The following is a 22,853-nucleotide window of genomic DNA, read 5'->3' on the forward strand; positions in this document are numbered from 1 at the left end:
TTTTGCACTATACGCTATGCCTTACTCGGTATCCTCGACCTCATACGAATCCGCCTCGGCTGGCTCATCGTTTGTCTCTGGCGCAGCCCCGCGCGCCTCGTCAAACGCCGCCTTCATGGTCTTGTTGCCCCACGTGAGCTTGCGGATGGTAAGATCGTCGGCCTTCTTGTTGGCTAGGCGCAGATTGTTCTCGGAGGACAGCAATGCCTCCTTGGTTTTCTGCAGATGGCTAATCGTCTTGTCGATCTCATCGATTGCCGTTTGGAACTTGCGGCTCGCGATCTCGTAGTTGCGACCGAAATCATTCTTGAACTTCTCCATCTTGGCTTCGAAGTTCGTGACGTCGATATTCTGCTGTTTGTACTCCGCTAGCTCCTGCTTATAGCGCAGTGAGCCCATGGCGGCGTTGCGAAGGAGCGTGATCATGGGAATGAAAAACTGCGGGCGAATCACGTACATCTTCTCGTAGCGATAGCTCACGTCGACTATCCCTACGTTATAGAGCTCGCTCTCGGGCTCGAGCAGCGTGCAGAGCACCGCGTACTCACAGCCTTTCTGGCGACGATCGTGATCGAGTTTCTTAAAGAAGTCCTCGTTTTTATGCTTGGTCGCGGTCTCGTCGTTTTCGTTTTTCATCTCGAACATAATCGAAATGACCTCGTTGCCGCTCGCGTCGCACTCGCGGAAGATAAAGTCGCCCTTGGTACCCTCGGACGCATCGTTATCCTTCTCGAAGTACGCGTTGGGAAATGCCGTCATGCGCAGACGGTTAAACTCGGTCTCGCAATGCTGCTCGAGCGACTCGCCCACCATCTTGGTGGACAGACGGACCTTCATGTCCTTAAGGCGCTCGATCTCTTCATCCTTGTAGCGAATCAGGTCATCGCTCGCGCGCTTGGCCTGCGCAAGCTCGAGCTCGTGTGCCGCCTTGGCCTGTTCCTCGCGAGAATCGCGCACCGCCAGCTCGCTCGTCAGTTTGGCACGCGCCTCATCGCGCTCTCGCTCCGCCGCGGCGACCGCCTTCGATAGCTCCATTTTTGCAGAAAGTTCTTGCTCACGAAGCTGTGCACGAAGGCCCTCGGCCTCGCGCTCAGACTGAGCCTTTGCGGCGGAAAACTTCTCTTGCACCTTCGCGCGATAGTCAGCAAGCGCGCGCTCGGCCTCGCTGCGAGCGGCATCGAGCTCACGCTGCGACTCTGCCGCAGCAGCGGCAAGCGCCATCTCCTGGGCCTTGTCCGCCGCGGCAAGCCTGGCCTGCAGCTCGGCAATCTGAGCATCGCGTGCAGCTAAATCGTTTTGAGCAGCATTGCGCGCCGCCGACTCGACAAGCTTGGCTTCGTCATCTTTGCGCTCCAGCTGCGCACGCAAATTGTCGATCTCGCGCTGGAGTTCGGCATTCTCCTTTTGAGCGTTGGCTCGTGCCTCTACCGCCGCGCGCTGGCTTGCACTCTCGCGCTCTGCGGCAGCGCCCTCGAGCTTGGCGCGCAGCTCGGCGAGCTCAGCATCGCGCTTGGCAACCTCTTGTGCCAGCTGTTGAGCTGCAGCGTTCTTCTGCTCGGTAAGCTGAGCGTTGCGCTGGGACTCTGCCTTTTGCAAGGCAGCCATCGAACGCGAGCGCTCAAGCTCCAGCGCTTGCTCGCCCTCGCGCTGGACCGCCTTCACACGCTCATCCAGGTCGCGCGAAAACTCGGCATTGCGCACTTGCTTGACGATATCCGCATAGCCGGATGCATCGACCTTAAATACTTCGCCACAATGCGGGCACTTGATCTCGTTCATAGCAGCTCCTCGCTGGACGCAAATTTCAACCGCCTACACTCTACCGCGCCGCACGGACAAAAAAGGTGCCCCCACCATAATGGCAACGGCGCCAGAACCGCCACAAAGGTGCCCGTCCCCTTTGTGGCGGTTTGTGTGACGGTTCGAGAATTACAATCCAAAGAAGCCTAGGATTTGGTCACGGCTTACGGGCTTGTACTCGTTGGCATCGAGGCCGACATCGTAGCGAAAGATAGGACGTTCGCGATCGCGGTTGCGCGTATTGGTGCGGTCTCCCCTACTGTGGATATGCCCGTGCAGCATAATGGCGCCACGCGCCTTGCCGTTCCAGCTGAGCATGGGGTAATGGCTCATAACCAGACGATGGCCCTTGGCATAGCCGGGAGCAATCTCCAGGTAATCGCGCACGTCTTCCCAAATCCGCGGTACGTCGGGATCTTCCCAGTCGCCGTCATGGTTACCACGGATGAGCGTCACGTTCTGGCATTCGATGCGCTCGCGCAGGCGCACGGCATCCGCTAGGGGCAGACGATAGGTAAAGTCGCCCAGAATATAGAGGCGGTCGTCCGCAGCCACGCACTCATTGATGACATCGATGACCTTGCGGTTCATCTCCTCAACCGAGCCAAACGGTCGGTCCATGTCGTGCAAGATATTCGTATCGCCCAGGTGCAGGTCGGCGGTAAACCACATCATCGTCTCAGTCCTCATTTCGCAACGCGTCCAACTCGTGCTAAGTATACAGACGCAGCGATGCGGCAGTTACCCAAAGAGCCCGCCAAACAGTCCGCGACGGCGCTTGTCTTTCTTTTTCGACGCATCACCCTGAGTTTTCTTGTCCTGTCGCATCTTACGGTCCTGCTCCAGTTCATCGTCGTCGAGTAGCATATCCCACTCAAACGAATCGTCCGTCAGATCGAACAGGTCATCGTCATCAAACATGGCAGCCTCCCTTACCGATTAGCGGGCATCCACCACATAGAGGCCAACGCGCACCTGGTGCCACGGGCTACGCTCGGGGGCAACCTGCTGCACGCGGGCCTCAAATACGTCCTCATGGCCGTAATACATCATCAAGGACAGCGGGCCGACCTCGTTTCCCGGAACATAGCCAAGTTTGGTCTTGCCATAGTAGATCGCGACCGCCTCGGGATCATGGGGATTATCGCGCTCGGCGCACAGCGTCAGTTTATCGCCCGCTTTAAGATCGCCCAGGACCAAAGCGCCGTCGGCATACTGAAATCCCGCAATGTGAAACGACAGAAGAACACGTGAAGGCTCGTACATAGCAACTCCCCTAACGGCCGGATAAACCGGCGCTTAACCTTACCGAGAAGTCTACGGGTCCGTACGGACACAAATTCATCCTGCCTGCGTCTTTTCGACCGTTTGTCCCTACGCCATCTGATTCTAATGCACAAACATGCGCACGAATTTGTGCTTCCAGTTTGCGTAAGGGGCATAGCGGAATGGCACGTCCAGCCACGTTGCCTTGTTCACGATGCTCTTCTTGTGGCTAAACGTATCGAAGCTCTCGCGTCCATGGTACTGCCCCATACCGCTCGCTCCCATGCCGCCAAAGCCCATATGGCTCGTAGCCAGATGCATGATCGTGTCGTTGACGCAACCGCCACCAAAGGGCACGTAACGCACAAAGCGCTGCTGAACCTCACGGTCCTGGCTAAAGATATACAGGGCCAGCGGCGTCGGACGATCCGTAATAAACGTCTCGGCCTCGTCTAGGCTCTCAAACGTCAGCACCGGCAAGATGGGACCGAAAATCTCCTCCTGCATCACGGCGTCATCGGGGGCCACGCCGTCCAAAATTGTCGGCTCAATCTTGAGCGAAGCCTCGCGCGCAGCACCTCCAAGCACGACCTTATCGGGATCGATCAGCCCATGCACGCGCGCAAAATGCTTGGCATTGACGATATGCCCGTAATCCTCGTTGTCGAGCGGATGCTCGCCAAACATACGGCGCGCCTCTTCCTTGATGAGGCCCAGCAAATCGTCGTGCACACGCGTATCGACCAGCAGGTAGTCGGGCGCCACACAAGTCTGCCCCACGTTGAGCCATTTACCAAAGGCGATACGCCGTGCCGCAACCTTCAAGTTTGCCGTCGCATCCACGATGCAGGGACTCTTTCCACCCAGCTCAAGCGTCACGGGCGTAAGGTTTTTACTTGCGCGCTCCATGACGAGCTTGCCGACCGGAACGCTACCGGTAAAGAAGATCTTGTCCCAGCACTCATCGAGCAGCGCTTCGTTCTCGGCGCGCCCGCCCTCGACAACTGTCACCAGGCACGGATCAAATGCTTCTTCGCAGATCTGCTTGAGCACCGCACTCGATGCTGGAGCATAGGCGCTCGGCTTGATGACCACAGTATTGCCCGCGGCAAGGGCGCCGGCGAGCGGCTCGAGCGTTAGCAAAAACGGGTAGTTCCACGGGGCCATGATGAGCGTGACGCCATAGGGCACGGCTTGCGTTTTGCACACACTCACGGCGTTGGCAAGGTCGCACGGACGCAGGCGCGGACGACTCCATCGAGCCACATGCGCGATCTGATGACGAATCTCGGAAAGCGACGTGCCGATCTCGCACATATACGCCTCGTCATGCGACTTTCCCAAATCGGTCTTGAGCGCATGGGCAATATCGGCCTCGTGGGCCCGCACCGCATCGCGTAAACTCACGAGCGCACGACGTCGAGCATCGACATCAAACGTGGCGTGCGTCTTAAAGTAGACGCGCTGGTCTCCGACAATGCGCGCAATTTCCTCGGTATTCATGGACCCTCCTAGTTCTCGCCCTCAAACATACCACCCGCGTCGACCTCGTACATGCGCATCAGCTCCAAACGGTCCATCAAAAGTAGAACGGGGTACAGCGGATTGGCCTCGGCATCGGCATGCGCCGCCATCTCGGGAATCTCAGAGCGGCGAATGCCCGTCACATATTTGGGAATGTCCAAGGCGGCGTTCATTCGATCGACCCAATCGATAAAGGCCTCGACGGCATGCGTCAGGGCGCCCATGCCCGTCTGCCCCGTAATGGAGGCGGGCAGACCGCGCGAACTCGGGGTCATGCACCGCAAAGCGCGGGATAAGCACAAAGTCGTTAATGGGGTACTTGTGGTGCGTCTCGTCATCGGTGATAACCGCCGCGAGCGTGACTTCGCTTCCCGTACCGGCGGTAGTGGGAACCGCAATAAGCAGCGGCAGGAGACGGTGGACACGCAGCAGACCGCGCATCTTGTTGATGAGCTTGTTTGGCTGCGCGATGCGTGCTCCCACGCCCTTGGCACAGTCCATGGCCGAGCCACCGCCAAAGCCGATAATGGCCTGGCAGGCGCTCTCTCAGCATGCTCCAGAATGCGTGGCTCGGTATAGGGCAGCACCGGCAATGCGATGCGAAAAACCGTTTGATACGTTCGGCACCAGGCGCAGCGGGCTAGATGCTTAAAGGAAACTCCCTCATTTGTTGATTGGTCAACATTTGTTCGACCGATTGTACTCATTAGAGGTCGCAGGCGGCCTGTCAATCGTTAATCAATCAACATCTTCACCTCTCAAAATTGTTTTATCAAAAATCATTCCTAATAGGCTTCACATTTTGTTGCATTTATGGATAATAGAACTCGTCAAGACGCACGTCCGGAGAGGGCCCTTACGGGATCGGACAAGCGCCCCATCGCCATCCATCGAAAGGATCGAATCATGAAATTTGTTTGCCCCGTTTGCGGTTATGTGGAAGAGTTCGACGGCGACCAGCTGCCCGAGGATTTTAAGTGCCCCCAGTGCGGCGTTCCCGGTTCTCGTTTCCTGAAGCAGGAGGAGGGCAAGCTCGAGTGGGCTGCCGAGCACGTCGTGGGCGTCGCCAAGATGGAGGGCGTCTCCGAGGACATCGTTGCCGACCTGCGCGCCAACTTTGAGGGCGAGTGCTCTGAGGTCGGTATGTACCTGGCCATGGCTCGCGTCGCCCATCGCGAGGGCTATCCCGAGATCGGCCTATACTGGGAGAAGGCGGCCCACGAGGAGGCCGAGCACGCCGCCAAGTTCGCCGAGCTCCTGGGCGAGGTCGTGACCGACTCCACCAAGAAGAACCTCGAGATGCGCGTTGAGGCCGAGAACGGCGCCACCGCCGGCAAGACCGATCTTGCTAAGCGTGCCAAGGCCGCTGGCCTCGATGCCATCCACGATACCGTGCACGAGATGGCTCGCGACGAGGCCCGCCACGGCAAGGCTTTCGCCGGCCTGCTCAAGCGCTACTTTGGCTAAGCCAACCGCCTGAGAGATATTCTCTAACTTTAAAGGGCCCGAACCGCATGGTTCGGGCTTTTTTCGTGTCTCATGAACTCGTTAATGCCCTGAAATAGGGCCACCTTCGGCATCGACTTCTCGTCAAAAACTAAGTGAGTAGACTTTTTGGAACTTGCCGAGCAGACCATCCATATTGCTCTATAAAGCCGCAGGTAAATGACTTGTTGCAAAACGGCCTGGTCGCCATCACGCCAAAAGTCTACTCACTTAGATCCGCGCCGTCCACGATCGAGCTGTTTTGTGTCCAATGGACATCTTTCCGTCGATTACTCCCAATTTTGTCCAGTCAACGAATAGTTCAGACCGGAGTAATGCCTCAGCCCTTTGCTCATCCAAGCTTTTATCGCGATATTCAACATCGAGCATCCTGCATACGGCCTTAACGATCGCACGGAATCTATCCTCATCGGATATCTGTCCGTGTGTCAGGAGAAGCACGTCGTAGCCCATGGCTTGAAGCGCCGTCATGCGGTCAGCGTCACGCAAGCCATCCCCCGCGCGCCCGTGCGAGGCCTTTCCCTGGCATTCAATAGCCACCTGTCGCCTCCCGTCCGGCGAAGAAAGGAGTAGGTCGATATATACGCGGGTCTTTCCTACAATCGCTCGAGCACTTGTGCTTAGCACCACTTTGACATTGAGCTCTATGCCGCAAAACCCTTCACCTCCCAGGGCTCGCGGCAGTCCAAGCAACAAATACGCCTCGACCTCAAAAGGCGAAGCGGCACCCAATGGAACGAGTTGCGACACCGCCATAAATCGATTGCCGTAACGCATCCCGCAAACATCTGAACAAAAACGGTCAAGGTCCCCATCCAAAACCAAAGCGTCGCGACGCCACAAATTTGAGGCGGCGCCGCCCCCGGACGGGCAGCGCACCCAACCCAACGCTGTCGAAATCGCACCCGAATCAATTGCATGCGAAAGCTCCGCCTCAAGTGCCGCCGGCAGAGCGCATACCGCAAACAAGCCGCACATCTCCGCCAATACCAGAAGAAGTTGGAGATCCGTCAGATGTCGAGACATGATAAATGCCGTCAGTAGAGGAGACGTGACCAAAAATCCATGCTCCGTTTCCAGCACGGATTCCCTGGGGAGTTCACCAAGAAACAGCCGCTGCCTAATGTTGGCAGGGCAAGTCCGTTTGTTTCTCGTCCGAACCAATGTATACAACGGAAAACCGAGCGCGACCGCAGCCGTCGGGTTGCGGACGAGGTCATATCGCTGCCGGTCTTCATCCGGCCGCGGAAGCGGAGGACACAATGCGAGGACTTGAGGGGGCAAACGCCAGTACCTAAAAGCCGTTATGTCACAAAGTAGATCCTTCATAGGCACAGGAAAGCACGAATTTCAACCCAGTCGGTCTCTCATTGGCGCGAACGCACCAAAAATGGCTCCGAACGAACTGCAAGGTTTTCAACAGCCCTCCCCAACTGGCCAAAAGCTTACCGAGAACTGGACGAAGCCCTGTTGAAAACCCCATTTTTTCTCATGCAGAAGCTTTGCGCGGCAAGTGAGTGGACTTTTTGGAACATCCCGAGCAGACCGATGATCCCACTTCTCAAAACCACAGGTAGATAGCTTGTTACAAAACTGTCTGGTCGCCAAAGTGCCAAAAGCCTACTCACTTAGGTTACAGAGTGCCCTATGAGCTGCGATTCCAGGGTATTAAGCACCTCCGGACTCAGGTCGTCATACTGGACAAGAATATGAGTTGAGTTTTCAGGGACAAATGCGCCATCGGCACACCAATAACAGTTACTGATATCGATAAAAGGGATGCTCGAGCGCGTGAGGACCTGCGCAAAAGAGCTTCCGCCCGTTCCCCGCTCCGCAACCACGGTGCAGTAAAGACCTGCGTCTGCATGCTCGATCGAAACCTCTCCTGCTGGAAACGCATTCCGTACAAGCGCCGCCAGGCCATCACGCGCCTCACGAGCACGAACGCGCACGCGGTTCACATGTCGCTCGTAATCACCCGATTCCAGCAAACGAGCCAAAGCGACCTGGTCGACAGAGCTCACCGACGAGGCGTAGAAACCAAGGTTGCACCTAAACCGCTCCATCAGCTCATCGGGCAACACCATGTACGCTAGACGCAACGCCGATGAAAGGCTCTTCGAAAACGTGTTGGTGTAGATGACCGATTGAGCGGCATCGATCGAAGCAAGCGCGGGAATCGGCTTGCCGGCCAGACGAAACTCGCAATCAAAGTCATCTTCGATGAGATATCGACCTGGTCGCTCGGCGGCCCAGCTCAGCAGCGCATAGCGACGCGCAATGCTCGTCACCAGGCCGGTCGGATACTGATGGGACGGCATCAGGTGAAGGACATCGGTCCCCGTTTTCTGCAGAGCGCTCAAGTCTACGCCCTCATCATCCAACGGGATATGTCGAACTTTGCAACCCATAGCCTGATAGATGCGCGTTAGGCGCAAATAGCCCGGGTCCTCAACGGCATACACCTTGTCGGCGCCAAGCAACTGAACCAACATGGTATCGAGCAGCTGGGCGCCTGCGCCGATAACAACGTTGTTGGGGTCGACATTCATACCCCTTGTCCCGCGCAGATGGTGGGCAATTGCGCGTCGTAGCCGAGTGGTGCCCTGTGCCGGCGCGGTCGAAAAGATTTCGCGCTCGTCTTCGGATGCCAGCGTCGCCCGCAGCGCGCTTTGCCAAAGCCGCGCCGCCTCCAAAGCAGAAGGAGAAAGTGCATCGAATCGCTCGACCTGTCCGTTGACATCATGCGCGCCGGAACCCGCAGAGACGGCATCCCGGTCGATGCCCTCTGCAGCCGAAGCCAAAACCGGTGCATCCGGAAGCTCGCAAGCGTAGTAGCCACGACGCGGCATTGAGCAAATATAGCCCTCGGCAAGTAACTGGCTATATGCATTCTCGATGGTAATGACACTGATTCCCAGATGATTGGCAAAGGCGCGCTTAGACGGAAGATGCTCCCCCGCCGCAATGCGTCCAGCAACGATATCATCTCGAATTTGCTGGTAAATATACTCATAGAGCGATGCTTCGCCGCGTTTTTCCAAATTGTAGTCAAGCATGAGTTTATCACCTGACCTTATTGAGTCATTCAATCTGGTATTAGTCTGACCTTCTTATTATCTCTAAAACTGAGTATTTCGCCATACCCAGCTCCCCGATAGGATGTTCCGTCAAGCAATGCACATGCCAACCAAGGGAGCAACCATGGCAGAACAGACCAGCAAGGCAGATCGCGTCAAACTCAATCGCGAGCTCGCGCAGATGCTCAAGGGCGGCGTCATCATGGACGTCACCACGCCCGAGCAGGCACGCATCGCCGAAGAGGCGGGGGCCTGCGCCGTCATGGCACTCGAGCGCATCCCGGCCGACATCCGTGCCGCAGGCGGCGTCTCGCGCATGAGCGACCCCAAGATGATCAAGGGTATCCAAGAGGCCGTCTCCATCCCCGTTATGGCCAAGTGCCGCATCGGCCACATTGTCGAGGCGCAGGTCCTGCAGGCCATCGAGATCGATTACATCGACGAGTCCGAGGTTCTCTCCCCTGCCGACGACGTCTATCACATCGACAAGACCCAGTTTGACGTGCCGTTTGTCTGCGGCGCCCGCGATCTGGGCGAGGCGCTGCGCCGTGTTGCCGAGGGCGCCACGATGATTCGCACCAAGGGTGAGCCGGGTACGGGCGATGTCGTCCAGGCCGTGCGTCACATGCGCAAGATCCAAAAGCAGATCCGCGACGTTGTTGCCCTGCGCGATGACGAGCTCTTTGAGGCAGCCAAGCAACTGCAGGTTCCGGTCGAGCTGGTGCGCGAGGTCCACGCCACGGGCAAGCTTCCCGTCGTGAACTTTGCCGCCGGCGGCGTAGCGACCCCCGCCGACGCCGCGCTGATGATGCAGCTGGGCGCCGAGGGCGTCTTTGTGGGATCGGGCATCTTTAAGAGCGGCAACCCGGCCAAGCGCGCCGCCGCCATCGTCAAGGCCGTGGCAAACTTCACCGATGCCAAACTCATTGCCGAGCTTTCGGAGGACCTGGGCGAGGCCATGGTGGGCATCAACGCCGACGAGATCGAGATTATCATGGAAGAGCGCGGGCGCTAGTCCGGCAGAAAGGATCGCCCATGAGCGATTATGCAGACCAAACGGTCGCCGTGCTGGCGGTCCAAGGCGCTTTTGCCGAGCACGAAGCAAGACTATCCGAGCTGGGCGCACACTGTATTGAGCTGAGGCAGGCGGCCGATTTGCAGCAGAACTTTGACCGTCTGGTACTTCCCGGCGGCGAGTCCACCGTTCAGGGCAAGCTACTTGCCGAACTCGATATGCTCGAGGATCTTCGTACCCGCATTGTTGAAGGCATGCCCGTACTGGGAACTTGTGCCGGTCTGATTCTGTTGGCGCGCGACCTTGCCGCCCACGATGACAAGGGGACACCGCGCTTGGCGACCATGGATATACTCGTTGAGCGCAATGCCTATGGCAGGCAGCTCGGCAGTTTTCGCACCAAGGGGCAGGTAGGCGGTATCGACGGTGAAGTGCCGTTAACGTTTATCCGCGCACCCCGCATCGTCGAGGTGCACGGCAATGCCGAGGCCCTAGCCGAAGTCGATGGCCGCATCGTCGCCGCCCGTCAAGACAATCAGCTCGGCATTACCTTCCACCCCGAGCTCGACGACGACACCCGCCTCCACGAGCTCTTCCTCCAAATGTAGGCATCGAAATCAACAAACGAAACGAGAGTGGATTATTTCCCACTTTGAGCTTGAATGCAGGCTCAAACAGGGAGATTATCCACTCTCATGCTAAGTAGTCGTTGGGGACGTTCTTAAACGACTAGTCAAACAAGAACGTCCCCAACGACTAGTCATTTAAGAACGTCCCCAATGACTACCTTTTTGGCATGTTTGAATCAAGGCGACGCCGATGTTTTGACACCGACAGCGAGCGCCCACCAGAGCGAATAAATTGGCATGAAAAGAGGACGGCATAGACCTTCTGGTCATGCCGTCCTCTTTGAATGACAAGTTGTCGCTCTGGTGGGCGCGCAGCGTCAATTAGTTACGCGGTTCGTAGAACCGCGTAACCCCTAAAAGCGGTTGCCGCGGAAGCCGCCGCCGTTGCGGCCGCCACGGTCGCCGCCTCGACCGCTGCGGTCGCCGCCACGGTTGCCGCCGAAGCCGCCACGGTTGCCACCGCGGTCGCCATAGCCACCACGGTTGCCGCCAAAGCCGCCGCGACCGCCACGATCGCCGCCACGGTCACCAAAGCCGCCACGGCCACCGCGGCCACCACGGTCGCCGCCACGGCCACCGCGGTCGCCAAAGCCGCCGCGACCGCCACGATCGCCGCCACGGCCACCGCGGTCGTCACGGCCGCCGCGAGGACCGCGATCCTCGTCCAGACCCATGGCGACGAGCGGAGCGATAACCTTATCGAGCGCGGCCATCAGCTCGGTGGCCTCCTCGTAAGAAAGCTCGGGCAGGAGCTTCTCCTTCTTGTTGGCAAGCTCGACCAGGCCCTCAGCGGCATCCTCGGCAGCGAAGACAACGATCTTGCGCATATCGCCCTCGGCGTTGTCGATGCGGCCGACCAGATCGGCAGCCTCGGCCTCGGCCATCAGGCCATCGAGCTCACGAAGGCGCATGCCCAGCAGATCGGACATTTCCTTCTGCTCCATCTTGGGCTTGAGGTCAAGGAGCTTGATGGCGCGCTCGATGTTCGCCATACGCTCGGCCTTAGCCTCCTCCTCCTTGGAAATAGCAAAGCGACGGCTACGCAGCAGGCGGGCGGCCTTCTGCATCTTGTCCATCAGCTCTTCGTCATCGTAATCTACGGCGGCCTCGACAACCTCGGCCTCCTCCTCGGCGGAAACCTCGTCAGCAGCCTCAACCTCGGTAGCTTCGGTCTCCACGGTCTCGACTGCCTCGACCTCGGCAGCCATGGTCTCGTTCTCGGTCTCGTTCATGATCTCTTCGTTCTCGGACATGAGACTCCTTCTTGGCCCTCTCGGGCATCATCGCCCCATTCGCGGGGCCCGTCGCGCACTCTTTGCGCTTTAAACATTCATGCCTCTCGGCAAAACGTCCCTTAGTTTATGGTGTCGCCATCCAATCTAGCTGCAGAATCTATGTGCACACATTAATGCGACATGTCGCGGTATCATGGCCTGAACCAAACGTGTCCACCTTAAGGAGCCCGCCATGATTAAGCCCATCATGAAATCCGAGTTCTTTTTGCGCCTGCCTTCCGAAGACGCAGGGCCCGACGATGCCGTGATCGGGCAGGACCTCCTGGATACGCTCCACGAGCATGAGCACGAGTGCGTGGGGCTCGCCGCCAACATGATCGGCGTGCGCAAACGCATCATCTGCGTAAAGGACGGCAACAGGACGCTCCTGATGTACAACCCTCAAATTCTTGAGCAGGTCAATGCCTATCAGACGAGCGAAGGATGCCTCTCGCTGATCGGCGAGCGTCCCTGTACCCGCTATCGTCGCATTAAGGTGGAGTATTTGGACGAGAACTTCGTCCACCGCATCAAAAACTTCTCGGGCTACACCGCCGAGATCATCCAGCACGAAATCGACCACTGCAACGGCGTCGTTATATAGTTCCGCGAGTCAAGGAAAATGATCTGTTTTCCTCCGTCCCCTTTGGATCATGGTAACGACGCAGGCTGAGCACACGACAGCGAGCGAGCCGCATTTATATAAGTTCCGCCGTTCTACCGAACGGCGGACCACTTGACGCTGCGCGAGCCGCATTCACGCCAATCTGACGTTCAATTTCGAGGGCGCGACCAGAAGGTCAGCGCCCTCTCATTTCACGTCACCTTGGCGTAAATGCGGCTCGCTCGCTGTCGTATGTCTATCCTGCGACGCCTCGATTCTTGCGGCGGCAGATACCTAATCCCCTACGCTTGGCGGTAGTGATCAAAGAAATCGGCGAGGTCTTCGAGCGACTCTTTGAGCACTTCCATGCGCGGCAGGTACACGATGCGGAAGTGATCGGGCTCAGCCCAGTTGAAGCCGCCGCCACGCGTGATGAGGATCTTCTTCTCGTGCAGCAGGTCAAGGGCAAACTGCTCGTCATCGGTGATGTTGAACTTTTTAACATCCATCTTGGGGAAGATATAAAACGCCGCACGCGGCTTGACCACCGAGATGCCGTCGATCTTGCTGAGCGCCTCATACACAAAGTTGCGCTGCTCGTAGACACGACCGCCGGGGCGGATGTAGTCGTTGACCGACTGATGGCCGCCAAGCGCCGTCTGGACGATCGACTGGGCCGGCACGTTGGAGCACAGGCGCATGTTGGAGAGCATGTTGATGCCCATGATGAAGTCGCTCATGCAGCGCTGGTTGCCCGAAAGCACCATCCAGCCGATGCGATAGCCCGCGATCATATGCGACTTGGACAGGCCGCTAAACGTAATGCAGGGCAGGTCGGGGGCGAGCGATGCAATGGAGACGTGCTCGTAGCCGTCCATGCACAGGCGGTCATAGATCTCGTCGGCAAAAATCATGAGCTGGTGCCTGCGCGCGATTTCAACGATGCCCTCGAGCACCTCGCGCGGATAGACCGAGCCCGTGGGGTTGTTGGGGTTGATGATGACGAGGGCCTTGGTCGCGCTCGTGACCTTGGACTCCATATCCTGCAGATCGGGATACCAATCGGCCTGCTCATCACACAGATAGTGCACGGGATGTCCACCGGCAAGAGTTGCGCACGCCGTCCACAGCGGATAATCGGGGCTGGGAATCAGAATCTCGTCGCCATTGTCGAGCAGCGCGTTCATCGAAAGCTGAATGAGCTCGGACACGCCGTTGCCCGTGTAGATATGTTCCATCTGAACATTGGGCAGGCCCTTGATCTGCGAATACTGCATGATCGCCTTGCGCGCAGAGAACAGACCGCGCGAGTTGGAATAGCCTTCGCAGTCGGGCAGCTGCTGGCGCATGTCCTTAATGACCTCATCGGGCGTGCGGAAACCAAAGGGCGCCGGATTACCGATGTTGAGCTTGAGGATGCACTCGCCTTCGTCCTCCATACGGGCTGCCTCGTCGACAACGGGGCCGCGCACGTCATACAGAACGTTCTCGAGTTTGGTGGATTTAGAAAAAGTACGCATGGTGGTGCTCCTTGCAATTTGAGCTGAGGGATAGGGTTCGGGCTTGGAAACGTTGTGGGTCGATGATGTCTCGCCTTGATCGGCGTCACCGGCGAGCAGCCAGGTAACATCGACCTCCAAAATGCGGGCAAGCAGCTCTGCCACATCGCGCCGCGGAATCGTCTTGCCGCTCACATATTGGCTCATCTGACTCTTGCCTAGCTTTTTGCCGAGCATCTCAGATGCGCGGATTACGTCCGACTGGCGAACGTCGCGATCGGACATAGCCTGTCGCAGGCGATCGCTAAACGTCTCTTGGGTCACAGGAACCTCCTTGCTGGCAAAGTTCAATTTACAGAACACGAATTGAACCAAGGTTCAATTTAGCAAGCAGTATAGCGCCGTGCTATTTCTAAAAGTTCAATTTCAAAAATAACATGACCTAAACCTCAAGATTTATCCCAAGGCGATAACGACGTGCGCCCATTTAGAGGTATTCGAGAAAACGGGCGGCGGCAAGCGAAACATCGGCTGTTCGATATATGGCATTGATCTGCCGATGGGGATGCCCTTCGAGCGGACGCACGGCAACATCGAACTGACAGCGGCGCATGATGAGCGCGGGAAGAATGCTCACACCCAGGCCGTCCTCGACCATAGCCATAATCGCATAGTCATCCCAGGTCGACAGTTTTGAGTGCACTGCCAGTCCCGCCCGACGAAACAGCGGCGTAATCTCGTCATCGGTGCCGCGTTCTAGCAGAATAAACTGCTCGTTGGCCAAGTCGGCAAGAGAGACGACCTCCGCCGTGGCAAACAACGAGCCTGACGGCACTACCGCCATTAACTCGTCACGCACCAAAGGCAGCGATGTCATGCCGTTTTCTCGGGGCTCACGAGGGATAAAGCCCAGATCGCAGCGACCCTCTGCCACCCATTGTTCAATCTCTGAATAGTCGCCCATCAGCAACTCGTAATCGACGTCTGGATGATCAGCACGAAAACGCGCAATCACCGGCGGCAGCACGTGGGTCGCCACGCTCGAAAACGTACCGATGCAGATTTTGCCGCGCATGAGCCCGCGCATCTCATCCACCCGTCGCTGTAAGCGAACGAATTCCTCACAGAGCGCCTCGACAGCCGGCATGACCTGCCGCCCGTCGGCAGAAAGAGCAACACCTTCACGACTGCGGTCGAGCACCTTAAAGCCCCAATCGGCCTCAAGATCGGCCACCATGCGGCTCACGCCCGATTGCGAGTAGCTCAGGCGCTCGGCAGCACGCGTAAAGCTTCCAGCGCGCACGGTCTCCAGCAGCACCTGCATCTTTTGAATATTCGTTTCCACGACATGCCTCCACCTTTGCATGAGTTTTTGTCATGTTTTCCATGCATTATATTCGCTTTTCTTCTAAAGCCAGTTCAACCATAGTGAACATGCACGGATATAGAGGGGACGGCAGCGCATGAACAACGGATTGATTACGTATTTAGCAGCATTGTTGTTGTTTGGCTCCAACGGCATCATCGCTGCGGCCATCGCACTCCCGAGCTCCGATATCGTGCTGCTACGCACTTTTCTGGGAGCCCTTTCGCTTGTCACCATCCTCGCCATTACCCAACGCCATAAGCTGCAGGCACCTTCTCGCCCCCGCGAAGCCGCAGCCCTCCTCCTCTCGGGAGCCGCGCTGGGCGCCAGCTGGATTTTTCTGTTCCGCGCTTATCAGACGATCGGCGTCGGCGTTTCTTCGCTGCTGTACTACTGCGGCCCCATCATCGTCATGGCCCTCTCGCCGTTTATCTTTGGCGAAAAACTAACCGGTGGCAAAATCGCCGGGTTTATCGCAGTCGCCTGCGGCGCTTTTCTCATTGCAGCGCAAGGTCTAGGCGGCAATATGCCCATTGCGGGCATCGTCTGCGGAATCGCCTCGGCCTTCTGTTATGCATTGATGGTCATCGCCAGCAAGGGCGCGCCGCACATCGAAGGCCTCGAGAACTCCGCGCTCCAGGTGAGCGCCGCCTTTGTGACCGCGCTGGTCCTTACACTCGTCACCCAAGGCACCCCCTCATTCCTGTCCGCCAGCATCGCCGCAACCATCGATTGGCGCGCCGTCGCTATGCTCGGCGTCGTCAACACCGGCATCGGTTGTCTGCTCTACTTTAGCGCCGTCGCCAAACTGCCCGTGCAGACCGTCGCTGTCGTCGGCTACCTCGAGCCGCTTTCGGCCGTCGTGTTCTCTTCCGCCCTTTTGGGCGAAGTCATAACACCGGTCCGCCTGATGGGCGCCGTGCTTATCATCGGCGGTGCGATCTTTTGCGAACTCGCCGGTAAACGCGCAGACGCCAAGACCGGTATCGCTCAGGCAGCACGCGTCTAAAAGTTCCCTCTTCAGTTTCAAAGCAGGAGCGCGTCCGCGGTTATTGCATTGCAGCAAAGCCATACAGCGGATGCGCCCCTGTTTTGAAATGCTATCTGCGTACATAAATAATCCCCAGCTGGGGATTATTGTCTAAAATTACCCGATGTGCCAAACAGCTCTTGTATGTATAAGGACGGCATAAAAGTTATCTGTCCAAGACAGATAACCGGATGTCCAAGAGAGTCCACGTGGCGCACGCCAAACTGGAGGCAAACCTTCAAGACCAGCACGGTCAAGTACGTGGTAATCGCCATGAAGGCGACAACCACAACGAGAGCGGCATCTTCGCCCTGTTTAGCCTGGTGCGCAAAGTGGCGCCGTGGCTGATTCTACCTGCCATGATCGGCGGCGCGGCGCTGCTCGCCCATAACTCCAGCTCAAAGTTCAGATCGAGGAAGCCGAGGAAATGGATGTCGATATCTTCTCGGACGACCTTGTCAACAGCAACGAAGCCGGTAGGGGCATGAACGTCGACCCCACCGAGCTGCTCGGGAGCGTCGCCGATACGCCCGAACAGCAACAGCTCGACGGCCTCGAGAGCGAACAACTCAACGACGCCAACTTCTAACGACGTCGCGCGTCGACGACGACAGCGGCCCTGCGCCTCACAGGAGGCGCAGGGCCGCTTTGCATTGCAGTAAAACCGCCGGCTACGAACGACGCGGCTCGGGAACCACGAGCCTATCGGGGCTCGCGCCCTCGGCATCCATCAGGCTCACGTAGCGAATCGACGGATCCTCATACGTTGAGTAATAGTAATTGCCCGTGCGCGCGCTAAAGCATCCGGTGTAGATAGTCTTTTCGAACTTGCCGTCACCCATCTTGGACGCGCCCTCGATCATCACCACCCCCTCGAGCGAGCGGAACATACGAATGACGTTCTCGGCCTCGTTGTCTTTTTGCGGGTAATTGGCATTGAGGTACGCCGCCTTTACAAAACGGCTCGGCGAATAGCAGTCACCCGGAATACCGCGCATGCCGGCACCCGCGCCATAGGGCTTGAGCTCGGCGCCACGCCATGTCGCCGTCTGAGGAAAATCGCTTGTGGCGGTGATATAGGTGCGCAGGTTTTCCATGTGCCACGGGAAGGTCGGCTGATTGGCAAGGGTGTCGACCGGATCGTCGTATACATGCAGACCGTCAGCCATCATCTCGACCACGATGCTGCGTCGGCTGTCGCCGATAATCCAATGGAGCAGCGACACACCCAGCCCCTCTCCGGCAGATTTGGCAACAATCACCGTGTCGCGCAGCGCAGCCTCGACCTCGTCGACCGTCGAGAACGTCGCTGCCACCCACAGGGGAAACTCATAGGCCGCGATATTGGTCTTGCCATCAACCGGGTCCTCGGCATACTCGGCATAACCGGGAAAGTTGAGCCCTGCCACAGCCAGACCCGCATCGTTACCACAGTCGAAAAACATAGGATAGTTCTTGTAATCGATGCACATGCCGATTACCGCGTGTGCCGCCGACGCATCGTCGATAAACGAATACGGGATATGGAACCCGCGGGGCATCACGCGAACCTGTTGGCCGTAGCTAAAGCTCCAGTCGAGGTTGCGACCCAGATACATGTTGCCGGAATTATCGGTAAATCGAATGCTCGTGCACATGGCGCCTCCTAGCCATACGTCCTTGTTAAGCTCATTGTTACCAAACAAATAGGCGCTAAACACAAAAGCCCGGACATGACAATAACGTCACGCCCGGACCACACAAGCAAGATAAACTCAACCAAGTCAACCTCGCAGGTCGTCTAAGGGGTCAAAGTACCGCAGATTGCCACGAAAGAGGAGCGAAGCGTACTTAAGGTACGCGAGCGACGATTGAGCGGCAAGGTGCGGCGCTTTGGTCCCCTTAGACCAATTTTCCAAGACAGTGATCGATCATATGCTGGATCATTTGTGCCTCAAAGCCCGTGTAGTCGCGGCGGCACTCCTTCATCTTGCCGTCGACGATCTGGTCAAAGGCAACCTTGCACTTGATATAGCGCGTGGACTTGGTGATTTCGTCGTGCGTCAGGCAGCTCTCCTCCATCTTGCTGGCGCCCAGGCCAAACACCAGACGGGGGTTGTAGAGCACGTGGGGCTCGCCGGCGTCGTCCAGATAGACGCAGACCTTCTTGGTGACGCCAATCTGGTTGGCGGCAAGGCAGCCGGCGTCCTCGAGCGACTTGATGGTATCGATCAGGTCCTGTGCGACCGACTCGTCCTCGACAGTCGCAACCTCGCAACGCTGGGACAGGATAGCCTCGTCGCGGCAGAGCTCTTTAATCATACGTTCCTCCAAAGAGTTCAATGTAACTGCTTAAGTATACGGTACCTACACATTTTCATGCGAAAAATACCGTCCGCCTGTTACAAAGCGCCGAACTTCAACATGCGAGAAGCATCGACCTTCCAAAGGCGATATAGTAGGTAAGTTCGTGTCAATCGGCCTAAACTCGGGGCCGAACAAGGAAAGGGTATGCATGGACGAACTTTTTCACGTCAGCGAGCGCAAGTCCACAATCGGGACCGAACTTCGCGCTGGACTGACAACATTCCTGGCGATGGCCTACATCATCGCCGTCAACCCTGCGGTGCTCTCGGGCGCTGGCATCGATGCGGGAGCGCTCGCCTGCGCCACCTGTCTGGGCGCCGGCATCATGACCATCTGCATGGGCATCTTCGCCAACCGCCCGCTCGCCTGTGCGTCGGGCTTAGGCGTCAACGCGATGATCGCTGGAATCACCACCACCGTCTGCGGCGGTGACTGGCACGTGGCCATGAGCGTCATCTTCCTTGAGGGCGTCGTCATCTTGCTGCTCGTGCTTTGTGGCCTGCGCGAGGCCATCATGGATGCCATCCCGGTTGTCCTGCGCCACGCCATCTCGGTGGGTCTGGGCCTGTTTATCGCCATGATCGGCCTGTGCGACGCCGGCATCATCACCGCTGGCGCCGGTACGCTCGTCGGCCTGGGCGACATCACCTCCCCCACCTTTATCGTCGGCATCATCTCCATCCTGGTGACAGTCGCCCTCGCCTGCCGCAACGTCCCCGGCTCGCTGCTCATCGGCATCATCGTCGCCGTTATCGCCGGTATCCCCCTAGGTGTGACCCATGCTCCGACCGGTATTATCGCCCCGCTCGACTTCTCGAGCATCGGTGGCCCCATCGCCGACGCCAGCGGCGTGCCCGCCATCGTCAAGGTCCTTACCGACCCCACGCTCCTCGTCATCTCGTTCTCGCTGCTCATGAGTGACTTCTTCGACACCATGGGCACCGCGATGGCCGTGGCCAAGCAGGGCGAGTTCCTCACCGACGACGGCAACGTCGAGAATATCAAGGAGATCCTTGTCGTCGACTCCGTGGCCGCCGCTGCCGGTGGCTTTATGGGCGTCTCCTCCATCACCACCTTCGTCGAGTCCACCTCTGGTGCTGCCGACGGTGGCCGCACCGGCCTCACCTCCGTCACCACCGGCGTGCTGTTCATTCTCGCCGCGTTCTTCTCCCCCATCGTCACCATCGTTTCCAGCGCCGCCACCTGCGGTGCTCTGGTCTACGTCGGCTACCTCATGATGAGCGAGGTCTCCGAGATCGACTGGTCCGACGTGTCGCAGGGTTTCCCAGCGTTCATGATTGTCGCCGGCGTGCCCTTCACCTACTCCATCTCTGCCGGCATCGGTCTGGGCTTTATCGCCTACGTGGTCGTCGCGCTCTTTAAGGGCGAGGCATCCAAGATCAAGCCGCTCATGTGGATCGCAGCACTCGCCTTCCTTGTCTACTTCTTTGTAGCGTAAGGGCAAAGCTGCCAAAGCAAAACCTCAAGGCGCAGAGTCGCATCAAGCGGCTCTGCGCCTTTCTTTTAGCGACGGTCCCTACGCCGACGTGCGACAATCGTATTTGTAGATGTCGAAATGCAGAGAGAAGCTTGTCATGGAAGCGCGTCAAAAGCAGATAACCATTCATTCAAAGCATGTCGAAAGCGCGCCCGTCATTTACCTTCCCGCGGTCATGGGTGACGGCACCGAGGTCTATAGCCGTTGTCTTGAGCTTGATTGCCCGCCATTCACCCTGGTCGCCATTGGCGGGCTCAATTGGAATCGCGAGCTGAGCCCTTGGGAATGCGACGGAACCGTGCGCGATGCCGAGCCCTTTGGTGGACAGGCGTCCGAGTTTCTCGATGAACTGCTGAATCGGATAATCCCAGAGGTCGAGCCATCACTTCCCTGCCCCCCTACCTGGCGCGGCGTTGCCGGTTACTCACTGGCGGGCCTCTTTTCGCTTTGGTCGCTCTGGCAGACCGATGCCTTTGACCGCGCCGCAAGCGCATCGGGGTCCCTATGGTTTCCCGGATTTGTCGATTACGCACACGGGCACACGATGCCAGCCGCGCCCAACGCCGTCTATCTATCACTCGGCAAAAAGGAGACCAAGACGCCCAACCGCATGATGCGGCACGTACTCGACGACACGCGCACAATGGAAAAACTACTCGGCGACCGAGGCATCCCCGCGACCTTCGAGCTCAACCCCGGTAACCACTTTGCCCAAACCGATCTGCGCATGGCCCGCGGCATACACTGGATACTGACGCATTAAAAATGGCGCCCACGCGTACGCACGGGCGCCATTTTTTGATTTAGCCGAACACAACTACTACTCGACAGTCTCCTCGAGTTCAGAAACGGCGAACTCAAAGTCGTTGCCAGGCAGAATCGCGTTGAGCACGATGCCCACCAGCGAGCCCACGGCAAGGCCCGAAAGCGAAATCGTCACGCCGCCCAGCTCCAGCACGATGGCACCGGCGGCGCTGTAGGCAATGCCGAGTGAAAGCACGAGCACCAGAGCGGCCACCAGCACGTTGCGGTTGTTCTGGAAATCGACCTGGTTCTCGATGAGGTTACGGACGCCCACGGCACTGATCATGCCATAGAGCACGAGCGACACGCCGCCGATAACGCATGCCGGCATGGCGGCGATCACGGCAGCGAACTTGGGGCAGAACGAAAGCACGATGGCGCAGCACGCGGCAATGCGAATCACGCGCGGGTCAAACACGCGCGTCAGGGCGAGCACGCCGGTGTTCTCGCCATACGTGGTGTTGGCCGGAGCGCCAAAGAGCGAAGCCAGAATCGTGGCGAGACCATCACCGAGCAGCGTGCGATGCAGGCCGGGATCGGCGATGTAGTTGCGCTCGCAGGTGGAGCCAATAGCGGATATATCGCCGATATGCTCGATCATGGTTGCAAAGGCCAGCGGCATGATGGTGATGATGGCCGTCGTGGCAAGGCCGCTATCGAACTGCGGCTCAAAGAGTGCAAACACCGTGTTGTCCCACACGACAGGCAAGCCAAGCCAGGGAGCGGCTGCGACGCCGGAGAAATCGACCTCGCCCAGCGCAGCCGCAACAGCATAGCTCACCACGACGCCCAGTAAAATCGGCACGATCTTGACCATGCCGCGACCCCAAATATTGCAGATGACGATTACGGCGACGGCAACCACGGCAACGAGCCAGTTAGTCTGGCAGTTGGCAATAGCGGAACTCGCCAGGATCAGACCGATCGAAATGACAATGGGGCCAGTCACCACCGGCGGGAAGAAGCGCATGACGCGCTTGGCGCCAAACGCGCGGAAGAGCGCCGCAAGCACCGGGTAGAGCAAACCGGCGCAGGCAACGCCCAGGCAAGCGTAGGGCAAGAGCTCGGCCTCACCGTTGGGCGCGATTGCGGCATAGCCGGCAATAAAGGCAAACGATGAGCCCAAAAATGCGGGGACCTTACCGCGTGACAGGAAGTGGAATAGCAGCGTGCCCAAACCGGCAAACAAAAGCGTTGCCGACACCGAAAGGCCGGTGAGCACGGGCACCAGCACCGTGGCACCAAACATGGCAAACAGGTGCTGCAGACCGAGCAGGAACATGCGCGGGCGACCGAGCGACGAAGCGTCGTAGATGGCATCGGTGACGGCGGGCGTCGAGGACTGGGACATGGATGTCCTTTCGAATGGAAGGGCGCTCGGGCATAACGGATAACCTACCCGAACGATACGGTCCGAACCATTGTACGCGATACGCCATGTCTCGCACGCGCCGTCACTTGCAAACGGTACCGCTATTTCCAAACCCTTGATTATCAACTTTATCCGAACACCTCCCACATTCATCCGTACATGTGCGGATGAATGTGGGAACCCGATACCCTGAGGGCCGGATCGGCCGGCCCCGGGAGATCGGAGGACGGTATGTCCGGA

22 protein-coding genes and 2 pseudogenes are annotated in these 22,853 nt (G+C 58.1%); 9 read left to right on the plus strand and 15 right to left on the minus strand.

Annotation, left to right across the window (positions count from 1 at the left end; translation table 11 throughout):
• Positions 1–21: 21 nt before the first annotated feature.
• The 7 genes and pseudogenes from FYJ40_RS06635 to FYJ40_RS09230 all read right to left on the minus strand — a co-directional run.
• On the minus strand, positions 22–1,779 hold the full coding sequence (locus FYJ40_RS06635) for a DUF2130 domain-containing protein (protein WP_154517102.1): 1,758 nt from the start codon (positions 1,777–1,779) through the stop codon (positions 22–24).
• Positions 1,780–1,929: 150 nt separating this feature from the next.
• On the minus strand, positions 1,930–2,475 hold the full coding sequence (locus FYJ40_RS06640; protein ID WP_229770702.1) for a metallophosphoesterase: 546 nt from the start codon (positions 2,473–2,475) through the stop codon (positions 1,930–1,932).
• Positions 2,476–2,541: 66 nt separating this feature from the next.
• Positions 2,542–2,721 (minus strand): hypothetical protein, encoded by a 180-nt coding sequence (locus FYJ40_RS06645; RefSeq protein ID WP_154517096.1) that lies wholly within the window; start codon positions 2,719–2,721, stop codon positions 2,542–2,544.
• An 18-nt stretch (positions 2,722–2,739) separates the two neighbouring features.
• On the minus strand, positions 2,740–3,066 hold the full coding sequence (locus tag FYJ40_RS06650) for an HIRAN domain-containing protein (protein WP_035137041.1): 327 nt from the start codon (positions 3,064–3,066) through the stop codon (positions 2,740–2,742).
• Positions 3,067–3,189: 123 nt separating this feature from the next.
• Positions 3,190–4,569 (minus strand): aldehyde dehydrogenase, encoded by a 1,380-nt coding sequence (locus FYJ40_RS06655; protein ID WP_154517093.1) that lies wholly within the window; start codon positions 4,567–4,569, stop codon positions 3,190–3,192.
• Between the two features lie 8 nt (positions 4,570–4,577).
• Positions 4,578–4,865 (minus strand): hypothetical protein, encoded by a 288-nt coding sequence (locus tag FYJ40_RS09015; protein WP_229770703.1) that lies wholly within the window; start codon positions 4,863–4,865, stop codon positions 4,578–4,580.
• A 31-nt stretch (positions 4,866–4,896) separates the two neighbouring features.
• Positions 4,897–5,091: pseudogene (locus FYJ40_RS09230) on the minus strand (iron-containing alcohol dehydrogenase); the annotation flags it as partial.
• A 402-nt stretch (positions 5,092–5,493) separates the two neighbouring features.
• Between FYJ40_RS09230 and FYJ40_RS06665 the strand changes: the two are divergent.
• Complete coding sequence (locus FYJ40_RS06665) at positions 5,494–6,057, plus strand: ferritin family protein (RefSeq protein WP_370450630.1); 564 nt, start codon at positions 5,494–5,496, stop codon at positions 6,055–6,057.
• Between the two features lie 249 nt (positions 6,058–6,306).
• Here the strand turns inward: FYJ40_RS06665 and FYJ40_RS06670 are convergent, their stop codons facing one another.
• On the minus strand, positions 6,307–7,179 hold the full coding sequence (locus tag FYJ40_RS06670) for a hypothetical protein (RefSeq protein ID WP_154517087.1): 873 nt from the start codon (positions 7,177–7,179) through the stop codon (positions 6,307–6,309).
• Positions 7,180–7,724: 545 nt separating this feature from the next.
• A complete protein-coding gene (locus tag FYJ40_RS06675; RefSeq protein ID WP_154517084.1) occupies positions 7,725–9,155 on the minus strand; it encodes a PLP-dependent aminotransferase family protein in 1,431 nt (476 codons plus the stop codon).
• Between the two features lie 145 nt (positions 9,156–9,300).
• Between FYJ40_RS06675 and pdxS the strand changes: the two genes are divergently transcribed.
• On the plus strand, positions 9,301–10,191 hold the full coding sequence (gene pdxS / locus FYJ40_RS06680; protein WP_154517081.1) for a pyridoxal 5'-phosphate synthase lyase subunit PdxS: 891 nt from the start codon (positions 9,301–9,303) through the stop codon (positions 10,189–10,191).
• A 20-nt stretch (positions 10,192–10,211) separates the two neighbouring features.
• Positions 10,212–10,799 carry a pyridoxal 5'-phosphate synthase glutaminase subunit PdxT gene (gene pdxT / locus FYJ40_RS06685; protein ID WP_154517078.1) on the plus strand — a complete coding sequence of 196 codons (588 nt, stop codon included), beginning with the start codon at positions 10,212–10,214 and terminating at the stop codon, positions 10,797–10,799.
• 374 nt (positions 10,800–11,173) lie between these two features.
• On the opposite strand, the gene FYJ40_RS06690 is transcribed toward pdxT, so the two are convergent.
• Positions 11,174–12,073, minus strand: a complete 900-nt coding sequence (locus FYJ40_RS06690) for a hypothetical protein (protein ID WP_154517075.1) — start codon at positions 12,071–12,073, stop codon at positions 11,174–11,176.
• A 214-nt stretch (positions 12,074–12,287) separates the two neighbouring features.
• Between FYJ40_RS06690 and FYJ40_RS06695 the strand changes: the two genes are divergently transcribed.
• Complete coding sequence (locus tag FYJ40_RS06695; RefSeq protein WP_154517072.1) at positions 12,288–12,698, plus strand: peptide deformylase; 411 nt, start codon at positions 12,288–12,290, stop codon at positions 12,696–12,698.
• Between the two features lie 302 nt (positions 12,699–13,000).
• Here the strand turns inward: FYJ40_RS06695 and FYJ40_RS06700 are convergent, their stop codons facing one another.
• Both FYJ40_RS06700 and FYJ40_RS06705 read right to left on the minus strand, forming a co-directional pair.
• Entirely contained in the window at positions 13,001–14,482 is a 1,482-nt protein-coding gene (locus FYJ40_RS06700; protein ID WP_154517231.1) for an aminotransferase class I/II-fold pyridoxal phosphate-dependent enzyme, read from the minus strand.
• Positions 14,483–14,684: 202 nt separating this feature from the next.
• Positions 14,685–15,542 carry a LysR family transcriptional regulator gene (locus tag FYJ40_RS06705; protein WP_370450624.1) on the minus strand — a complete coding sequence of 286 codons (858 nt, stop codon included), beginning with the start codon at positions 15,540–15,542 and terminating at the stop codon, positions 14,685–14,687.
• A 118-nt stretch (positions 15,543–15,660) separates the two neighbouring features.
• Between FYJ40_RS06705 and FYJ40_RS06710 the strand changes: the two genes are divergently transcribed.
• From FYJ40_RS06710 to FYJ40_RS06715, 3 genes and pseudogenes are all read left to right on the plus strand, one after another.
• On the plus strand, positions 15,661–16,572 hold the full coding sequence (locus FYJ40_RS06710; RefSeq protein WP_154517066.1) for a DMT family transporter: 912 nt from the start codon (positions 15,661–15,663) through the stop codon (positions 16,570–16,572).
• 270 nt (positions 16,573–16,842) lie between these two features.
• Positions 16,843–16,979, plus strand: a pseudogene (locus FYJ40_RS09235) (KUP/HAK/KT family potassium transporter); the annotation flags it as partial.
• A gap of 41 nt (positions 16,980–17,020) precedes the next feature.
• On the plus strand, positions 17,021–17,182 hold the full coding sequence (locus FYJ40_RS06715) for a hypothetical protein (RefSeq protein ID WP_195838578.1): 162 nt from the start codon (positions 17,021–17,023) through the stop codon (positions 17,180–17,182).
• An 82-nt stretch (positions 17,183–17,264) separates the two neighbouring features.
• On the opposite strand, the gene bsh is transcribed toward FYJ40_RS06715, so the two are convergent.
• Positions 17,265–18,230 (minus strand): choloylglycine hydrolase, encoded by a 966-nt coding sequence (gene bsh / locus FYJ40_RS06720; RefSeq protein ID WP_154517063.1) that lies wholly within the window; start codon positions 18,228–18,230, stop codon positions 17,265–17,267.
• A 244-nt stretch (positions 18,231–18,474) separates the two neighbouring features.
• The gene (locus FYJ40_RS06725) at positions 18,475–18,894 is read right to left on the minus strand and encodes a peptide deformylase (protein WP_154517060.1); all 420 of its coding nucleotides are present in this window, start codon (positions 18,892–18,894) and stop codon (positions 18,475–18,477) included.
• Between the two features lie 193 nt (positions 18,895–19,087).
• Here FYJ40_RS06725 and FYJ40_RS06730 point away from each other — a divergent pair, with 193 nt between their 5' ends.
• Entirely contained in the window at positions 19,088–20,398 is a 1,311-nt protein-coding gene (locus tag FYJ40_RS06730; RefSeq protein WP_154517057.1) for an NCS2 family permease, read from the plus strand.
• 136 nt (positions 20,399–20,534) lie between these two features.
• A complete protein-coding gene (locus tag FYJ40_RS06735) occupies positions 20,535–21,200 on the plus strand; it encodes an alpha/beta hydrolase (protein WP_195838577.1) in 666 nt (221 codons plus the stop codon).
• Positions 21,201–21,257: 57 nt separating this feature from the next.
• Here FYJ40_RS06735 and FYJ40_RS06740 read toward each other — a convergent pair whose 3' ends face one another.
• A complete protein-coding gene (locus FYJ40_RS06740) occupies positions 21,258–22,592 on the minus strand; it encodes a uracil-xanthine permease family protein (RefSeq protein WP_154517051.1) in 1,335 nt (444 codons plus the stop codon).
• Positions 22,593–22,853: the final 261 nt, after the last annotated feature.

The sequence above is a fragment of the Collinsella sp. WCA1-178-WT-3 (M1) genome (assembly GCF_009696325.1).
Lineage (GTDB): Bacteria > Actinomycetota > Coriobacteriia > Coriobacteriales > Coriobacteriaceae > Collinsella.

Coding starts and splice junctions, on each gene's coding strand:
- FYJ40_RS06635 (WP_154517102.1), bottom strand. CDS start 1,779: ATGAACGAGATCAAGTGCCCGCATTGTGGCGAAGTATTTAAGGTCGAT.
- FYJ40_RS06640 (WP_229770702.1), bottom strand. CDS start 2,475: ATGATGTGGTTTACCGCCGACCTGCACCTGGGCGATACGAATATCTTG.
- FYJ40_RS06645 (WP_154517096.1), bottom strand. CDS start 2,721: ATGTTTGATGACGATGACCTGTTCGATCTGACGGACGATTCGTTTGAG.
- FYJ40_RS06650 (WP_035137041.1), bottom strand. CDS start 3,066: ATGTACGAGCCTTCACGTGTTCTTCTGTCGTTTCACATTGCGGGATTT.
- FYJ40_RS06655 (WP_154517093.1), bottom strand. CDS start 4,569: ATGAATACCGAGGAAATTGCGCGCATTGTCGGAGACCAGCGCGTCTAC.
- FYJ40_RS09015 (WP_229770703.1), bottom strand. CDS start 4,865: ATGACCCCGAGTTCGCGCGGTCTGCCCGCCTCCATTACGGGGCAGACG.
- FYJ40_RS06675 (WP_154517084.1), bottom strand. CDS start 9,155: ATGCTTGACTACAATTTGGAAAAACGCGGCGAAGCATCGCTCTATGAG.
- pdxS (WP_154517081.1), top strand. CDS start 9,301: ATGGCAGAACAGACCAGCAAGGCAGATCGCGTCAAACTCAATCGCGAG.
- pdxT (WP_154517078.1), top strand. CDS start 10,212: ATGAGCGATTATGCAGACCAAACGGTCGCCGTGCTGGCGGTCCAAGGC.
- FYJ40_RS06690 (WP_154517075.1), bottom strand. CDS start 12,073: ATGTCCGAGAACGAAGAGATCATGAACGAGACCGAGAACGAGACCATG.
- FYJ40_RS06695 (WP_154517072.1), top strand. CDS start 12,288: ATGATTAAGCCCATCATGAAATCCGAGTTCTTTTTGCGCCTGCCTTCC.
- FYJ40_RS06700 (WP_154517231.1), bottom strand. CDS start 14,482: ATGTCCGATCGCGACGTTCGCCAGTCGGACGTAATCCGCGCATCTGAG.
- FYJ40_RS06710 (WP_154517066.1), top strand. CDS start 15,661: ATGAACAACGGATTGATTACGTATTTAGCAGCATTGTTGTTGTTTGGC.
- FYJ40_RS06715 (WP_195838578.1), top strand. CDS start 17,021: ATGGATGTCGATATCTTCTCGGACGACCTTGTCAACAGCAACGAAGCC.
- bsh (WP_154517063.1), bottom strand. CDS start 18,230: ATGTGCACGAGCATTCGATTTACCGATAATTCCGGCAACATGTATCTG.
- FYJ40_RS06725 (WP_154517060.1), bottom strand. CDS start 18,894: ATGATTAAAGAGCTCTGCCGCGACGAGGCTATCCTGTCCCAGCGTTGC.
- FYJ40_RS06730 (WP_154517057.1), top strand. CDS start 19,088: ATGGACGAACTTTTTCACGTCAGCGAGCGCAAGTCCACAATCGGGACC.
- FYJ40_RS06735 (WP_195838577.1), top strand. CDS start 20,535: ATGGAAGCGCGTCAAAAGCAGATAACCATTCATTCAAAGCATGTCGAA.
- FYJ40_RS06740 (WP_154517051.1), bottom strand. CDS start 22,592: ATGTCCCAGTCCTCGACGCCCGCCGTCACCGATGCCATCTACGACGCT.